Source organism: Bifidobacterium bombi DSM 19703 (genome assembly GCF_000737845.1).
In the GTDB taxonomy this organism is placed as follows: Bacteria; Actinomycetota; Actinomycetes; order Actinomycetales; family Bifidobacteriaceae; genus Bifidobacterium; species Bifidobacterium bombi.
The window spans coordinates 212,100-227,890 of record NZ_ATLK01000001.1 but is presented as its reverse complement, the minus strand read 5'-3'; the positions used below and the strand labels follow the sequence as shown (position 1 = coordinate 227,890).

The 15,791-nt window shown below is 54.7% G+C and carries 12 protein-coding genes and 1 tRNA gene; 4 read left to right on the top strand and 9 right to left on the bottom strand.

The features are described from left to right. The first annotated feature begins 19 nt into the window (after positions 1-19). The 3 genes from BBOMB_RS00880 to BBOMB_RS00870 all read left to right on the top strand — a co-directional run bounded on the left by BBOMB_RS00880 (position 20) and on the right by BBOMB_RS00870 (position 4,343). Positions 20-2,092: an FAD-binding protein gene (locus BBOMB_RS00880; protein ID WP_044086382.1), complete on the top strand. Its 2,073-nt coding sequence runs from the start codon at positions 20-22 to the stop codon at positions 2,090-2,092. Positions 2,093-2,105: 13 nt separating this feature from the next. Beyond that, complete coding sequence (locus BBOMB_RS00875) at positions 2,106-3,209, top strand: succinate dehydrogenase/fumarate reductase iron-sulfur subunit (RefSeq protein WP_081867195.1); 1,104 nt, start codon at positions 2,106-2,108, stop codon at positions 3,207-3,209. Positions 3,210-3,653: 444 nt separating this feature from the next. Then, positions 3,654-4,343, top strand: coding sequence for an O-methyltransferase (locus BBOMB_RS00870; protein WP_044086380.1), 690 nt, complete (start codon positions 3,654-3,656; stop codon positions 4,341-4,343). A gap of 2,133 nt (positions 4,344-6,476) precedes the next feature. Here the strand turns inward: BBOMB_RS00870 and BBOMB_RS00860 are convergent. From BBOMB_RS00860 to BBOMB_RS07445, 4 genes are all read right to left on the bottom strand, one after another. Continuing rightward, complete coding sequence (locus tag BBOMB_RS00860) at positions 6,477-7,076, bottom strand: DUF6037 family protein (protein ID WP_330934722.1); 600 nt, start codon at positions 7,074-7,076, stop codon at positions 6,477-6,479. Between the two features lie 370 nt (positions 7,077-7,446). Beyond that, complete coding sequence (locus BBOMB_RS00855; RefSeq protein ID WP_044086374.1) at positions 7,447-7,866, bottom strand: hypothetical protein; 420 nt, start codon at positions 7,864-7,866, stop codon at positions 7,447-7,449. A gap of 746 nt (positions 7,867-8,612) precedes the next feature. Further along, positions 8,613-8,876 carry a hypothetical protein gene (locus BBOMB_RS00850; protein WP_044093265.1) on the bottom strand — a complete coding sequence of 88 codons (264 nt, stop codon included), beginning with the start codon at positions 8,874-8,876 and terminating at the stop codon, positions 8,613-8,615. Positions 8,877-9,096: 220 nt separating this feature from the next. Then, complete coding sequence (locus BBOMB_RS07445) at positions 9,097-10,254, bottom strand: tyrosine-type recombinase/integrase (RefSeq protein ID WP_238549906.1); 1,158 nt, start codon at positions 10,252-10,254, stop codon at positions 9,097-9,099. 202 nt (positions 10,255-10,456) lie between these two features. Here BBOMB_RS07445 and BBOMB_RS00840 point away from each other — a divergent pair, with 202 nt between their 5' ends. Beyond that, a complete protein-coding gene (locus BBOMB_RS00840) occupies positions 10,457-10,681 on the top strand; it encodes a helix-turn-helix domain-containing protein (RefSeq protein ID WP_044086369.1) in 225 nt (74 codons plus the stop codon). Positions 10,682-10,783: 102 nt separating this feature from the next. Here BBOMB_RS00840 and BBOMB_RS00835 read toward each other — a convergent pair. The 5 genes from BBOMB_RS00835 to BBOMB_RS00815 all read right to left on the bottom strand — a co-directional run bounded on the left by BBOMB_RS00835 (position 10,784) and on the right by BBOMB_RS00815 (position 15,543). Next, positions 10,784-10,857, bottom strand: a tRNA-Arg gene (locus BBOMB_RS00835). A 529-nt stretch (positions 10,858-11,386) separates the two neighbouring features. Next, positions 11,387-12,712 carry an ATP-dependent Clp protease ATP-binding subunit ClpX gene (gene clpX, locus BBOMB_RS00830; RefSeq protein ID WP_044086367.1) on the bottom strand — a complete coding sequence of 442 codons (1,326 nt, stop codon included), beginning with the start codon at positions 12,710-12,712 and terminating at the stop codon, positions 11,387-11,389. A gap of 97 nt (positions 12,713-12,809) precedes the next feature. Beyond that, positions 12,810-13,484 (bottom strand): ATP-dependent Clp protease proteolytic subunit, encoded by a 675-nt coding sequence (locus tag BBOMB_RS00825; protein WP_044086811.1) that lies wholly within the window; start codon positions 13,482-13,484, stop codon positions 12,810-12,812. Positions 13,485-13,486: 2 nt separating this feature from the next. Continuing rightward, on the bottom strand, positions 13,487-14,110 hold the full coding sequence (locus BBOMB_RS00820; protein WP_044086810.1) for an ATP-dependent Clp protease proteolytic subunit: 624 nt from the start codon (positions 14,108-14,110) through the stop codon (positions 13,487-13,489). 59 nt (positions 14,111-14,169) lie between these two features. Beyond that, a complete protein-coding gene (locus tag BBOMB_RS00815; protein ID WP_081867351.1) occupies positions 14,170-15,543 on the bottom strand; it encodes a chloride channel protein in 1,374 nt (457 codons plus the stop codon). Between the last annotated feature and the right edge of the window lie 248 nt (positions 15,544-15,791).

The following is a 15,791-nucleotide window of genomic DNA, read 5'->3' as shown; positions in this document are numbered from 1 at the left end:
CTTGTGGGAAAATCGAAGCATGAGCGAAATCACAGTGAACGACAAATACGACGCAGTGATCGTAGGCGCCGGGGCGGCCGGGCTCTCCGCCGCTTTGGCCATATCGCATTCCACGCAGTTCGAGCGTCTACGAGAGCAGGGCAAGGAGCCAAGAATACTTGTTCTATGCAAACTGCAGGCACTGCGTTCGCATACCGGATCAGCCGAAGGCGGCATTGCCGCCAGTCTGGGTAATGTGGAACACGATGACTGGCATTGGCACTACTACGACACCGTCAAGGGCGGTGATTGGCTCGTCGATCAGGATGCTGCACGGATTCTCGCGGAAGAGGCGCCCCGTACCGTCATCTCGCTCGAGCACGACGGCGTCGCGTTCTCACGAACGCAAGACGGACATATCGCGCAGCGTAAATTCGGAGGTCATACAGCCGATTTCGGCAGAAAGCCGGTACGACGCGCAGCATATGCGGCCGATCGCATCGGCCATCAAATTCTTTACGCCCTGTGGCAGCAATGCGTCCACGCCGGAATCGAATTCGCTGAGGAATGGTATGTAACCGACCTGGTGGTAGAGACAGGACCGGCCAGCCTTGGCACGAAGATCAAGAACGGCATCGCAAATGCAGCCGAAGATATCGCAAACCATGCCGTCGACGTCACAGACGAACCGGGTGTCCAAGGTATCGTCGCCTTGGACACCCGTTCCGGGACGATACACTCCATAGTCACAAACAACGTGCTGCTCGCCACCGGAGGCGCGGGAAGACTGTTCCATACCACGTCCAATTCGTGGGATCTGACGGGGGACGGCATGGCTCTAGCACTTAAAGCCGGCTTGCAACTGGAGGACATCGAATTCATGCAGTTCCACCCCACTGGTCTGGGACATACTGGCATATTGCTTTCCGAAGCGGCACGGGGAGAAGGCGGCGTGTTGCGCAACGCCGAAGGCGAAGCGTTCATGGAACGCTACGCGCCCGAACATCGAGATCTGGCCGCCCGTGATGTAGTAAGCCGCTCGATCATGGCTGAAATCGATGCCGGACGGGGTATTCCCGACCCCTTGGACCCCACCGGCCCCAAGGACTGTGTCTGGCTCGATATGACGGGAATCGACGCGGGACGTATGAACACGGCTCTACCTCAGGTCTTCGAAACCATACGGCGTTATGCCGGACTGGATCCCACCGTGCAGTGGATTGCAGTCAAACCTACAGCGCACTACACCATGGGCGGCATCCCTATAACCACGGAAGGACATGTCTACCGCTGGACAAAAGGCCAGCGCAAGGAAGTCAAGGGACTCTATGCAGCAGGTGAATGCTCCTGCGTCAGCGTGCATGGGGCCAACAGACTGGGCGGCAATTCCTTACTTGATGCCTGCCTGTTCGGCGAACGCGCAGGGTTGTCCATCGCGCAAGCCGTTTTTTCAAGGAAAAACACGACGGAGAGTTCCGACGACGAACGGCTCTGCGAGGCAAACAACCTGGCATGCGAGCGCGTTGCCATGAAACGTCTGCAGGACATGAAGGCACTGTTGCGCTCCGATACCGTGTGCACACCTTCCCACGCTTCATCACCTTCCACGACCAACAGCGATGCGGCTCAGACAGACATCAGCCGGGCCGAAATCCGTACCGGTGCTGTCACTGCCAGCACAGACAGCACCGCAGATAATGCAGGACATACCGAACGTGAAGACAATCCATATGTTCTGCTCCAGCAGCTCGGCACCATCATGGACGAAGCACTCGCCGTACGCTGCGACGGCGACGGCATCCAATCTGCGTTGGACCAGATAGAGAACGATCTTGCCCCACGCTCCGAAGACCTGATCGCTCATGACTCCGGTGCGTCCTTCAACCAGGAGCTTACGGCGATATGGGAATTGCGCAACCTCATCACGATGGCAAAGGCAATGCTCAACGCATCGTCATCGCGACATGAATCACGCGGGGCCTTCCATAGGAACGACTTCACTGGACGTGACGATGATGGCTTCCTTGCCCACAGCATGATAGACCAGAATGGTTCGATATCATGGCAGCCAGTGCATATAGTCGACATGCCGCCGAAACAGCGGGTCTACTGAAGGAGAACGGACAATGAGCGCAGAAGGAATCCACATTCATACAAGGCAATCGCAGACTCGTGTCGAGAATGAACCTGCCGCCTTGAACAAGGCTTCCGGAACCGGAACAAACAGCACACCAAACCCGGCAGAACCTACAGCAGCAGGCCTGCTGACACTGCGAATCAGCCGATTCGCGCCCCACACCGGTGCTTCACAATCCCAGGCGCAACGTTCAGGAAGCCCCTTTGCGACAAGGCGCAGCAATCCTTTTGCCTCACGCCGGAGTCCCTTCGCCGCACGTACCTCAACCAACCGAATTCACGGGAGACACTGGACGCAGGAGTACAGCCTAAGGGTCCATGGCAACGAGACGATTCTTGACTGTCTGCTGGAGATACAACGCCACATCGATCCCACGCTTGCCTTCCGACACTCGTGCGGTCACGGCATCTGTGGTGCGGATGCCGTGACGATCAACGGCACGGCGGCTTTGCTGTGTACTTCAAGCGTGGCTGAATACGCCGTACACCCAACGGGAAAGCGGGGAACGGACGCATCTGGATTCAGACGTACTGCTACCGAAAACGATGACGGTGAAACGCCGCAGGCCAACATCCGAACTCCACAAGACGGATGCGACATCCCCGATTACGGGATAATCGAAATCAAACCATTAGCCGGATTCACCGTATTGAGGGATCTTATCGTGGACACCGATCGCATGATGAACCAGATTCGTTCACTGAAGCCATACCTCGAATCAGCCGGGCATGAGGACCATGTAGACAAGCGTATGGGCGAGGAACACGACATGGTCGAACACCTGCAGCGCCCTGAAGAACTCGAACGCTACGAACGACTGACCAACTGCATCTCGTGCGGCATCTGCGAAGCGAGCTGTCCGGTCTATTCGGGCGGAGAAGCATTCGTCGGACCCGCAGCACTCATCACGGCATCACGATTCATCAACGATTCCCGTGATGGCCAGTCGACTCAACGTCTGCAAAGCATACAGACCAATGACGGCATCAACGCCTGTCAATCCATTCGAGCCTGCAGCCGCCCCTGCCCGCAGGGCATCGACGTAGGCGAAGAAATATGGAGGCTCGTCACTGAAGCCAATGAGCGCCAGTAACATGGATTCCACAATAGCCTCAAGAAGAGGCACCGTCGAGACAACGAACAGCCAAAACGACGGCACAACCGACGCGACGACCAGCATACGGCACCAACACAAGCAAGCCTGACTCAATGAAACAGACTTGACATGGTAAAGCGGGGAGAACCAAAGCGGCGAAACCGTATGAGTCAAGTCAGCCGGACGTGACCAGACAAGACCAGCCGGACAAAACCCAGCGAAGAGAGCAACGTCCCGACATGAACTCACGATTAAGCCAAAAGACAGGAACAACGCTGTTGTAGGATTTTTCTTCGGTTCCCTCCTCAAAGCACAGGCACGACCACTTTACACACGGTTCCGCAGACCCAGCCCTAGGTAATCAGAAAACCACAATCAGGAACCGCAGTCGGAAGACCTCGCCAGAACTCACAAGCCAGGGCAGGTACTAGAATGTGAAGCATGACAGAAACCACACAGGAGAGTGCAGGCGCGGCGTGGGCGCTCGCGGAACAACAAGCCCAGGCCAATGAGCCCGAAGCGCAAAAACGAGCTCGCACACAGGCCGAACAGTCGAATTGGCCGCTGAGCTCCGCCGCACAGAATCAACTATTGACCTTCATGACCAAGGCACTACATGCCACCAGCGTCATCAGCGTAGGAACAGGTTCAGTACTTGAAGCCCTTGCTTTGGCAGCGGGGCTCGATGACAACGGCCAGTTGACGGCCGTCGACTCCTCGGCACGCGGCATCACGGCCATACGGGAGCAAATCGGGAAAATCAATGCCCGACCCGACGATCTGCAAGGCGGCGAAGACGATTCCGAAAAGCGGCAGAAGCACATCACCCTGCGGGCTGTCAACGCCGATCCGTCGGTATTCCTGCCACGCCTCAACCCATCAAGCTATGACCTGATTGTCGTCTCCGGAGACAAAGACAACTACCTGCCCACTTTCAAACAGGCCTCATATCTCTTGAAAGACAGAGGATTCATCATTTTCACGGACATCATCGGCTCCGGCGTCTCAACTCCGGACAACACAAAACCGGCCATAATGCGGAACCTGATGGAAAGCGTAGAAGCCAGTGACGATTTCACTTCCGTCCTCACAGCCACGGGGACGGGTCTGCTCATCGCAACACGAATCTGAAATCACCAACCTCCGGCTCGTTTGACGGAACTGTGTCCGCCCCGAAACAACCCCGTCAAACCCGATTTCTGCCTCACTGGCGTCACCCCCCCAGTGAGAGGCCCCACCACTCCGGGTGGGGCAACCCCATCCGGGGCACCTTTGCAGTTCCCTGGAGGCAAAAGGCCTGAGAGGGTCCTTGACCAAGGTGGAACCTTTCCTGCAAAAAACAAGGCATCACCCATAACAAGACGGCACCCATTGGTGCAGGAACATAACAGAGTCACCGCCCCCTCAGCATCACCCTCAAAAGACACAGATTGCGAAATCGCAGGCGCCACCCATCTGGCAATCCGGCAACGAAGCTCCCTCTCCCCTGACGCAAGATGCCACCAACGTTGCTGCTTTCAACCCGCTCAACGTCTTGTCAGATTATCCAGCCGGTAGCTTGATGCATCAAAAACCAGAATGCCAACCCGCCGCTGCTTCTATCCGAGGCCCCAGGCTGAAGGGCAAGCCGTCTACGGTAAGGTATTGTCCTGGAGCACTTTGACGACAGGGCGGTCAAGCCGAGTTGGCTCGGCAGGAGTTCAGGCTACAGACCCATGCGAACGGTCAGTTGAGAATACTTAAGACCAAGGCGAAGACAGGTTCGGAAGACTCGTCTACGGCAATGGAGATGCGGATACAATCAGACATCCGCCCCATGATGAACCGCCTTAATCGTATTCATATGAACCAGCATGCGATGACGGTGAATGACAGTTATCCCGAGGAATTCAGGACGACTGTGCCGACTCAAAAGACGGTGTGCAAATGCAACTTCAAAAAATAACCAGACAGTTACAATACACCCCATTGCGAAAAGAAAAATGGCCCCAAAGTCGTAAAACCTTGGAACCATTACCTTCTGTGCGCCAGACAGGATTCGAACCTGCAACCTGCTGTTGAGAAAGGCTGCTGTATGTGTACATGCTAGCTACCCTTAACTGTTAGTAATAACGACTGGAATACTGCCGGTGATAGCACATTCCAAGTATTAACTGATGCGAGCTGAAACGGGTACGTTAGTGTATCAATGTGCCCGATTGGATTTTCAACGCCAAGCTCTGCCATCATGTCAAGGTTAAATCAGAGCGTAAATATTATAAAAGATCTTTGAAAACATCCGAAGCAAGTGGAATCGAAAAAGAACTTCCAAATGTACCCAATGCTTGCAGCTAACAATATAATTTATAGCACACTGAACTGCCATTAAAGAAAACCCGGTCAAAAAGTTGAATGCCAGCAAAAGTCAACCATTAGTTTTGCGCTTTACGAGTTTCAGCATTAGTCAGAAAATATAACTTTTACTATCTTAAATCCAAAAACGATGAAAGGAAATTGTTGCCCGCCTTGGGACGCGAATGCGCAATTCCGATACTGACGAAACTTCCGAAGAGGCGGCCCGGTACACGTCTGTTGCCCAACACCAGGCCGCAGGCGACAATCAGTCCAGGCAAGGCTAACCAAGTGAGCAAACCAACGATTTGAGGCTAAATCATGGGAGAAGACAGGACGGCCTTATAGAGCACAGCAATGGATGGTGTTCAAACACAGATGAGCCTATGGCTCCGTCCATGGAATGGGCGTAGAGAGGTAGAGCACCCTTGTCTTGAGCTTCCTGACGGTCGGCGGTCGTGTCGAATTTGGCTAAATCACCTGCAGACCGTCACCAAAAACATCAATCCAGACCAAAGTTGGATCCCGATTGCAATGGAGAGTCTCCATGTACTCTGTGTTCCAAGAAGCAGACCGAATATCCCAACATCAAGAAATACCAGATCTTCTCATCACTTTTTCCTGTAACTTCAGAAAACTGTGGGAGATGACCACTGCTCCACGAAAAGTTCTTGCGAAGCTAGGAATATGCAAAACCGCGGAAGTTTTGGCACGTACGTGCCGTAGTGAAGCTTGCCTCCCTACCCATCAGTCTCGTTCCCCAGGGACATCTTTGGCAGGACATGAACTTTGAGGAGCTCCACCCATCCCTCTGTTTGGCATTAATCGAGCGCAGGAATTGCCTTATCACCCATACCAACTTGATAGGTGTTCTCGTCAATCAGTTACACATGCATTGTGCATCATTTCATTGCTCCCCATTGATTGATGGATTCACATTGCATTGCTCTCTGTAAAGTGTTTCAAGATTGTGTCATCATCATTTTCTTGGGATGCCTGAGCAGAATAGCAAAAACTGATTCCTGGATCATTGCTCAGGTACTCGAATAAATTTGGTCTCAATAACTTTGTTTTATCAGAATTAAATTCACTCCGGCGTCCACCGTTCGGATTCCTTCTCACCTTAGTACAGTAGACTTTACTCGGATCCTCAGAATCACTTTTGCTAAGAGACCGTACCATTGCACTTTTTTCTTCATCCGATAAGTTATCAGGCACGGAAGTAGGAATCGCGCTGTCGAGCGCTTCAGCAAACTGACGGATGATATCCCCCAAATTCTCTTGGTAATCTATTCCGAAATAAACACGCAGTGTTTTCGCGTCAACAAGTAATCCCTTTCTATTTGCTTCTACTTCCAAATCATTTTGTAAGTCACCGGACCTCATAAAATGTAATTTTACTAAAGCATATTTACTTACTTTTGTTTCCTCACCGACGAAGCGCTTTACAAGTACAATATATTCTACTTTTTTGTAATAAAACAAAAAGCTGCAAATTGTCCAGTTTTTCTTTTCCATATCATTTTTAGGTATCCTAAATTATCTAATGGCATCAGTCTCTCCTATTTTAAGTTTCGCCCAATTCTTACATTAAAGAGAATTTACCATTAAAATGAGAAAAATATCCTGCATATCTTTGAATGAGAAAGATAACTTAATTCAATTGAATCTGCCCCGAATGCCCTCATTTGTAAACGCATGGTATGAAACATTGGGGTCTTTCCCGGCATACAAATACTGTGGGCTGCACAGGAAAAGACATAACAATCGCCGCAAACCCAGTTGCAGGTCGATAAACCAGCAGGAAACCAGATGCCCCACTTTTTAAAGGATAAGAATCCTACAGAGCGGGTAATTTGTATCTCCATAATATCACGCCTGCCTCCGAGGTCCAGCTACGTTATTATCCAGTGGGATCAAGCAACGCAATCAAACTAACATTATCTGGCTGGCTGCAAGTGAGTTCATAGTCACCACTGCGATCAATGTGAATTCGAGCAAAGGGGAAATAATTCTGCCCGTTACCTGCTGGATAATTCAAATCTGAAGAAGAACCATGCATTGCCTTGCCATTTACTCTGCATCGTTTGGCATTTACCTTTTTGAGGTTCTGCCTTGTTGCGAGAACAAATAAGGTCCCCGATTTTTCTGCAGAAATAGCGGTCTTGCTGCCGTCATTTGCCACTTCGTATCTGGCCATAGACGAAAAATGGTTGACCACATCATCCACGGTCGGATCAGCCCGGTTGGTGCCATCACACCCGGAAAATATGATCACACCAATTAAAGCAGCTAAAACTGTGCCAACAAGTTTCTTCCTCATAAAGGCACCATTCCTAGCAGAAGACTACGCTAGCAGTACTATATGGCATAAGCGTTGTCCAACCGCATCCGGCCACAGAAACTAGCGAAAAAATCGAATCGGGCGATGCTCCTGTCTTACGAGTGCTTGTTTGTTGAAGAGAAAGTACGTTATTCATAATTGCTCCTTTTGATATAAGACACTTCTATGTGCGACCGATACCTTAGGTAACTTGATACAAACCCACGATATATCAACTTGCGAGAAAGTATATCATGCTATTTCACAGCAGTCAAGTATGCTCAAACGCTAAACGCGTATATCAGTCTGCATTTATGAAGAACTTTTCAACTTTTTAAAGCAAAAGGATGTTTGTGGGTGTCTCGTGCCAGAAATTTTCTGTTGGTTACACCCGGTTCGAGTGATTACACGCAAATGCTGTTGCTTACGCAATTATGGCGATGAGGAGATGCAGCTATTCCCTCAGTTAATCATCATGTTCTCAGAGCAATGGGGCCGCAATCCACAAATGACACGCCCGCTCAGGGTACGCTGACCATATCTTACAGTATTCGACATCTTTGGGAAAGACTGATTCAGCTGCCGATTGCTCCTCTAGCTTCGATCGGACAGTCAACAATGAAAACTACTAGGAAAACCATCTGTAGCACCAAGGCGGCGTGAACGTTATCTGAACAGTTGGTAACCACTCTGACCCGGCCCTGGTCGAACGTATCCTCGACCTGCTAAATCTCGGGTTGCCGAATCTAAGCCAGCATTCCTGCCGCACCGAGGGACGCTGCCAGTGACTCGATTGGATTGAGTCCAAACTGCACAAGCACGGCTGGCGCAACACCACCCGCATCAAACGCCCACTGGGTTCCAAATGCCCCAGCCAATACCGCAAGACACAAGGACTGATACCCTAAAAACACGACACAACACCGTGTGCCCAAGTATTCCCCCGCACCCCCGAACTCCGCTGCGCCGTAGATATTCAGCCATAGTTTGACGGAATCGCGTTTTCTCATAGTCATCTCGTGTCATGCCTCAACTTTAAAGCTTGCCAACATGTCAAGATTAAATTGGTTAGCAAGCCACATCTCCTAGATTAAGGAATAGGCAAGCATCAAGTAATCACGGATGGCGCTTCTGTTCATAAAAGGATGGAAGTGCCATCCGGGCCTCGATCTTCTTCTCAGACTGGCTACCTATCAGCATGTTCGCTGCATGGAGATAGCTCCGTGCCGGTCAGATTCGGATATCCTGGCCGATCACCTCCGCCACCTCCCCGGTGCGATTGGGCCATAGGTCCGCGTAGGTGTCCAGGGTCTCGGTGGCCGAGGCGTGGCCCAGTACGGCCTGGAGGGTCTTCACGTCCGCGACGGCTTTGATGGCCAGGGAGGCGTAGGTGTGGCGCAGGGAGTGGATGACCAGGCCCTCTATGTCCTTCATGCCCGCGTCCTGCAGGGCCGGGGCCCATACCCGGTTCCGCCAGTTCGCGGTGTTCTGCCTTCCTCCCCAGGGCCCGCGCAGTAGGTACTCCTCCGGTCCATGCCCCTCCAGCAGGGCTTTGACCCTGGGCAGCAGCTGGCTGGGTATCGGCACGAACCTGGTCCTGTTGCCCTTCGGCAGGGTCTCCACCAGGAGGTAGTTGGCATCGACCGACTGGGTGCGCAGGACGTTGATCCGGTTCCGGCTCAGACCCACGTCCCCGCACCGCAGGGCCAGGGCCTCGCCGATGCGCAGTCCCGTGTACGCGAGCAGGTAGACGACCGTGGCGTTGACCTCGTCCATCTGCCCCGCGATGGTTTTGATCTCCTGCGGGGTCAGGTATATTCGCCGTTGGACGGCCCTGTTGTGCGGCACTTTCGCCTTGGCCACGGGATTGGCCTCCAGCCACCGGTTCTCCACAGCCACGTCCAGGATGGAGCCCAGGACTATCTTGCCCGCCGAGCGGATCGAGGACGCGGACAGCGGGGAGCCGGAGCCCCATTTGCCGGCGTAGGGTGCCGTCCCCTCCGCCAGTTCAACATACCAGTGCTGGATCCCCACCGTGGTGATGTCCTTCAATGCGACCTCCCCCCATTTGGGCAGGACCCAGCAGCGCAGCTCGCGCCGGTACCGTCCCTCCGTCGAGCCCTTGACCGTGCCCGCCAGCCCCTGCTGCCACAGGTCAGCCACCTCGCTCAACGGCCTGCGGGAGTCCCTGGGGTCCGTGTACCGGTTCGACCGTATCCTATCCTCGATCTCGGCCATGAACGCCTCGGCGTCGGCCCGGTAGCGGAAGAGCTTGCGCCGGCCCGTGCCATCAACCCTCCAGCGCACCTCCCAGCGCGCGCCTTTACCGAAGTCCTTCGACCTGAAGTCATCGGGCACCTTCGCCTTCCCCGGCTCGTCGGCGTACATCGCCAACGATCGCTTCACGGATGACGGGGGCTCTACTTTCCTGCTATGCCCATCCGCCGTCGTGACCTGGGCGGACTTCAACCATTTGTCATGTATCCATGCTTTTGCCATACCAACCTCTATGCGTCAGACAACAACTCGTTCCGTTTAGCGATAACCAGCTCGAACTCATGGAGGCGCACGCTGACGCATAGGAACAGGTATGAGCCAAACACAAGAACCAACGAACGAAAACACGGCCGCGACATCGGCCAAATTGCTCACTCCTGCGGAGGTAACCGAGATCCTGGTGATCCCGGTAAGCACCCTGAACGCCTGGAGAGCGCAAAAAATCGAGCTTCCGTATGTGCATATAGGGCGCCAGGTCAGATACCGGCCCGAGGATGTGACGAATCTGATACGCCGCAACACGGTGCGGCCGGAGTGAGCTTGAGGGGGGGACCCTGCACATACGATGTGCCCGAAATGTGCCCGATTCCGAAAAAAGAAAGGCCCCAAGGCCATAAAACCTTGGAACCATTACCTTCTGTGCGCCAGACAGGATTCGAACCTGCAACCTGCTGATCCGTAGTCAGCTGCTCTAATCCATTGGGCTACTGGCGCGCATCATCAGGAACTTCATCCTGACAACTCGTCTACTATAGCGCTCAACCGACCGTCGCGCAAGAACAGCGTGTCGCAGCATGTCGCATCGCTTCCACCGAAGGGAACGATCATAATGATCCTCCCCAACGCTCCTGTGACCATTATATGACTGCAAACTATGCCATGACGGGATCCTTGACCTGCAATAACCCCGTCCTGCGCGTATCACATTACTGCGTTCCTTCCCGATGGCGATGCAATCGCCGTCACGCCCCGGAACATGACCGACACACCAGCAAAACATCCAACATCGCTCGGCTGACATGCTTTTCGATGACTGCAACGTTGAACGAACACCCACGGATGGCGACAAGATTCCCACCCGGCGAGATGGCGATGACCGGCATGAATGGCGGACGATGAAATGCTAATAGGCCGCATCTTCACCTAGCGAGGCGGCAGGTAACTCCAACGCTCCGGGCCGAAAGCAACCGTACATAGGACACAACCTATAAGACAGACGACTTAGTCGGGCCATGCGCGAAGTTCAGGCGACCTTCCGACGAAGGAGGCCGAGCTTGCCATCATCGTCCACACCTTCACGGACTACCAACCGTGGCTCATCAGTCGTGCCCACAGGCGCTTCGTCCACGACCACCCGCCGGGCACCTTCCATCTCCGGCAGACGGAACATCGTGTCTTCCAATGTTTTCTCGATGATGGAACGCAGTCCTCGAGCACCGGTGCCCTCACTCATGGCGGTATGGGCAATGGCCGCCACCGCTTCGTCCGTGAACTCCAGCTCCACGCCATCTTCCGCGAACAGCTTGACGTACTGTTTCACCAGCGCGTTGGCCGGCTTAGTGAGGATATCGCGCAGGTTGGCCTCGGTCAGCTCATCCAATACGGTCACGACGGGAAGTCGGCCGATGAACTCCGGGAGAAGTCCGAACTCCACCAGATCATCCGCACAGACGCGGCTGAGCAACTCATGCGCCTCGACTGCGCTGCCGGAACCTTCGCGCCATGAAGCGGTGAACCCACTTTCGCGTGCGCCAAGACGGGTCTTGATGATGTCATCGAGGCCTACGAACGCACCACCGCAGATGAAGAGGATGCCCCTGGTGTCCATTTTGACACTCTCCACCTCGCGGTGCTTGCGTGAGCCCTCCAGCGGCACGGAGGCAATCGTCCCCTCAAGAATCTTCAGCAACGCCTGCTGGACGCCCTCCCCGCTCACATCACGCGTTATGGACGTGTTCTCTCCGCTTTTGCGTGCGATTTTGTCGATCTCGTCTATGTAAACGATTCCATGCTCGGCACGGTCAACATCACCGTCAGCCGCCTGCAACAGACGTTGCAGCACGGTCTCGACGTCGTCACCAACATACCCCGCTTCGGTGAGCGTAGTCGCATCTGTGATGACGAAGGGCACATTCATGACATCGGCCAGCGTCTGCGCCAAATACGTCTTACCGACACCAGTCGGCCCCAGCAACAGGATATTGGACTTCGCCACCTTGACCCCGCGCATCGCCGTGGATGGTATGTCCGGATGGGCGGCCTCCCTAAGCTCCATGTTCACGCGTTTGAAATGATTGTACACGGCCACTGACAGCGTACGCTTGGCGTCGCTCTGCCCCACCACGTACTCGTCCAAATGATCGTATATCTGTGAAGGCTTGGGCAGGCGGAGCATATTCGTTTCGGCGTCACCGCGACCTTCCTCGGAGATGATGTCGACGCACAACCCGATGCACTCGTCACATATGGCGGCCGCCTGGCTGGTGACCAGCTTGTGCACCTGTCGTTCCGACTTACCGCAAAACGTGCAATGCGGCACGTCTTCGTTGTAGCTCACCACTCGCCCCATGACCAACTCCTTACGATGCTAGTATCAACAGAATACCCCGGACGCGCGAACGCCGGGGTATGGTGCATATATTCGCTCGGTCCGAGCCCATAGGCCGTCACTTACGACGTTCGAGAACCTCGTCTACCATGCCGTACTCCTTGGCCTCCTCAGCGGTAAGGAAGGTATCGACTTCGATGTCCTTACGGACGCGTTCGACACTTTGGCCGGTGTGCTTGGCGAGGGTCTCCTCCAACCACTCGCGCATGCGCAACATCTCCTTGGCCTGGATCTCGATCTCCGTGGCCTTGCCGAATCCCTGGTCAATGGCCGGCTGATGGATGAGCACGCGGGCGTTGGGAAGCATGAGCCTTTTGCCCTTCGTTCCCGCCGCGAGCAGAATCGCCGCCGCTGAAGCCGCCTGACCTAGGCACACCGTCTGTACGTCAGGCTGGATGTACTGCATGGTGTCGTAAATCGCCGTCATGGCGGTCATCGAACCGCCGGGCGAATTGATGTACATCATGACATCGCGATTGGGATCCTGGCTTTCCAAGACAAGCAGCTGCGCCATGATATCGTCGGCCGAGGTGTCGTCCACCTGCACGCCCATGAAGATGATACGGTCCTCGAACAACCTCGAGTACGCATCCTGGGTCTTCATGCCGTAAGGTGTCTTCTCGCTGAACTGGGGCATGACGTAACGGTTCAGCGGTGAGCCCGATCCAGCCACACCCGCCGGACCCGCGAGCCTGTTTGCACGCTCGACGAATTTCGCCTCTTCACTGGCCATGCTCATTCACCATCCTTACCTGCGGCATCCGAGGTACTCATGGTGCCCGGAGTGGTCACGATCTTGTCGAAGAAACCATATTCCAAAGCCTGCTGAGCCGTGTACCAATGGTCATACTCGTTGTCCCGATAGATTTCCTCAAGGGTGTGCCCCGTCTGTTCAGCAGTGAGCTGCGACAATGTCCTCTTCATATCCATGATGAGCTCAGCGTTGATGCGCACATCCGTCGCGGTGCCACCGATGCCGCCTGAAGGCTGATGCATAAGGATGCGCGCATGGCTTGTTGCGAAACGCTTGCCCTTAGTACCGCTGGAAAGCAGGAACTGTCCCATCGACGCTGCCATACCGACGGCCACGGTGGCGACATCCGGTTCAATGAGCTGCATGGTGTCGTAGATGGCCATGCCTGCAGTGATGGATCCGCCGGGCGAATTGATGTAAAGCCAGATATCCTTCTTCGGGTCCTCGGCCGCGAGCATCAGCATCTGGGCACAGATGACATTGGCATTGGCATCCTTGACTTCATCACCAAGCCAAATAATTCGATCCTTGAGCAGCCTGTTGAAAATCGGGTCCGTGATGGCGGTCGGGGCGCTGTCCCCATCGTCCATCGAGGGAGCCGCCATCAACGGCGTAGATGTCAGCAATCCTGCCACCATATCTCCTTGTTCCTACGGTTGTTACGTTATGAAATCTTACCCTGAACTCCGCGACACCGAGGCTCTTTGAGCTGAGGACGTGAAGAAAAGGACGCTTCCAACCACCACGATACGACCAACCCGGTAACACTGGCGATTGCCATGGGCAGTAAGTATGAGGAGGGTGCGTTCGTCAGCTCCATCACCAAGCTCATCGCCATCAAAGGCGCCTGTTGCGACACCGACAAAAGACCGGCGGCACCCACCAGAGCACACGCCGTGACGGAGAGATGGGCAGCAAAGCCCGGAAAGACCAGAAACGCCAAGATACCAAGCAGACCACCCAAAACAGCACCAAGGGCTATGCCCGGCTGAAGCACGCCACCGGAAGCTCCTGATCGAATCGTGAGTACGGTAAGCGCCATTTTGGCTAACAGCACCGCCAGCATAACAAGCGCAACCCATCGTAAGGACGGAGCAGTCGCCGGCGTCGATCCTGCGTTTATCGACATTTTGCCCCCCGGTGCCGTAGAGAAGGCGAATTGCGCCGCAGTCCTGCCATTGCCCATCACCTGCGGCAACCATATGGCAACCACGCCCGTAAACATTGCAGCCAATGGCATCTGCCAGACGATGCCGATTCCCTGCGCCTGGTTGGTTTGAGCCCACGATGACGCCTTACGGAAAAGCAAGCCGACCATGCCTGCGCAGACACCGCAAATCACAGCGAATACGACCAGCCGCCAGTCAGGTATCGAACCCTTTATGAGGCGCATATCGTAAAACACGGCATCGCCTTTGATGAATGAAGCGACGTAGGCCGAGACCGCGCACATTCCCAAAGCCAACGCAACGGTCCTGATACTGATGTCGACAAGCAGAATCTCGACAGCGAAAAAAGCCCCGGCCAGCGGCGCGTCATAGACACCGGCCAGACCAGCGGCGGCCGCACACGCAACAATGGCGCGTCCCTGACGTCCGTCGATGCCGAACGCCTTGCACATACGTTGTGCGAGCATCGCCGCGAACTCGCGTGGCGCCACCTCCCTTCCAATCGACGAGCCGGAACCCACGATGAAGATCTGTAGCAGGACATGGACAGTGGTCTGCCAGACCGGCAGGCTTTCGCCCTCCACCGCTTTGGAGACGGAAGGAACGCGTCTCGTACGGGTGCGCAACAGCCACCAGATGAAGCCGGCGAACAGCGAACCCAACACGACAGAGGTGACACGACGCCAAGAAGCGACTGCATACGGTCCTGGCACATCTGCGGTCTCACTGTAGCCCATCATGAAGCGTTCCACGACCTTGAGCATGACGGCGAGCAGGCCAGAGGCCAAGCCTATGACCACGCCAAGAGCGAGAAGCAGCGTCAAAGTCGTCAAACCGCGTCTGACGCCACTGGCATCCGTCCGTTTCATTGGAGCCTCCCACCGTAGGCCGTCGAAGAAGCAGGCCATACATTGTTTTTCATCCGTCTGCGGCACGAGCCTGCGGAACCGCGTCCATCATGTTGTGGCCCGTACGCAACACGGACAACGAGACACAACAATCGGCCCTGCCTGAATCCCTATCCGGCATCAGGTACAAGAACGTCCGCTGATAACATCATACGAACCAAAAAGGACCCAAGCACATGGCTCAGGCCCTTTGCATACTCATTGATACA

Coding starts and splice junctions, on each gene's coding strand:
- BBOMB_RS00880 (WP_044086382.1), top strand. CDS start 20: ATGAGCGAAATCACAGTGAACGACAAATACGACGCAGTGATCGTAGGC.
- BBOMB_RS00875 (WP_081867195.1), top strand. CDS start 2,106: ATGAGCGCAGAAGGAATCCACATTCATACAAGGCAATCGCAGACTCGT.
- BBOMB_RS00870 (WP_044086380.1), top strand. CDS start 3,654: ATGACAGAAACCACACAGGAGAGTGCAGGCGCGGCGTGGGCGCTCGCG.
- BBOMB_RS00855 (WP_044086374.1), bottom strand. CDS start 7,866: ATGAGGAAGAAACTTGTTGGCACAGTTTTAGCTGCTTTAATTGGTGTG.
- BBOMB_RS00850 (WP_044093265.1), bottom strand. CDS start 8,876: ATGAGAAAACGCGATTCCGTCAAACTATGGCTGAATATCTACGGCGCA.
- BBOMB_RS07445 (WP_238549906.1), bottom strand. CDS start 10,254: ATGTACGCCGACGAGCCGGGGAAGGCGAAGGTGCCCGATGACTTCAGG.
- BBOMB_RS00840 (WP_044086369.1), top strand. CDS start 10,457: ATGAGCCAAACACAAGAACCAACGAACGAAAACACGGCCGCGACATCG.
- clpX (WP_044086367.1), bottom strand. CDS start 12,712: ATGGGGCGAGTGGTGAGCTACAACGAAGACGTGCCGCATTGCACGTTT.
- BBOMB_RS00825 (WP_044086811.1), bottom strand. CDS start 13,484: ATGGCCAGTGAAGAGGCGAAATTCGTCGAGCGTGCAAACAGGCTCGCG.
- BBOMB_RS00820 (WP_044086810.1), bottom strand. CDS start 14,110: ATGGCGGCTCCCTCGATGGACGATGGGGACAGCGCCCCGACCGCCATC.
- BBOMB_RS00815 (WP_081867351.1), bottom strand. CDS start 15,543: ATGAAACGGACGGATGCCAGTGGCGTCAGACGCGGTTTGACGACTTTG.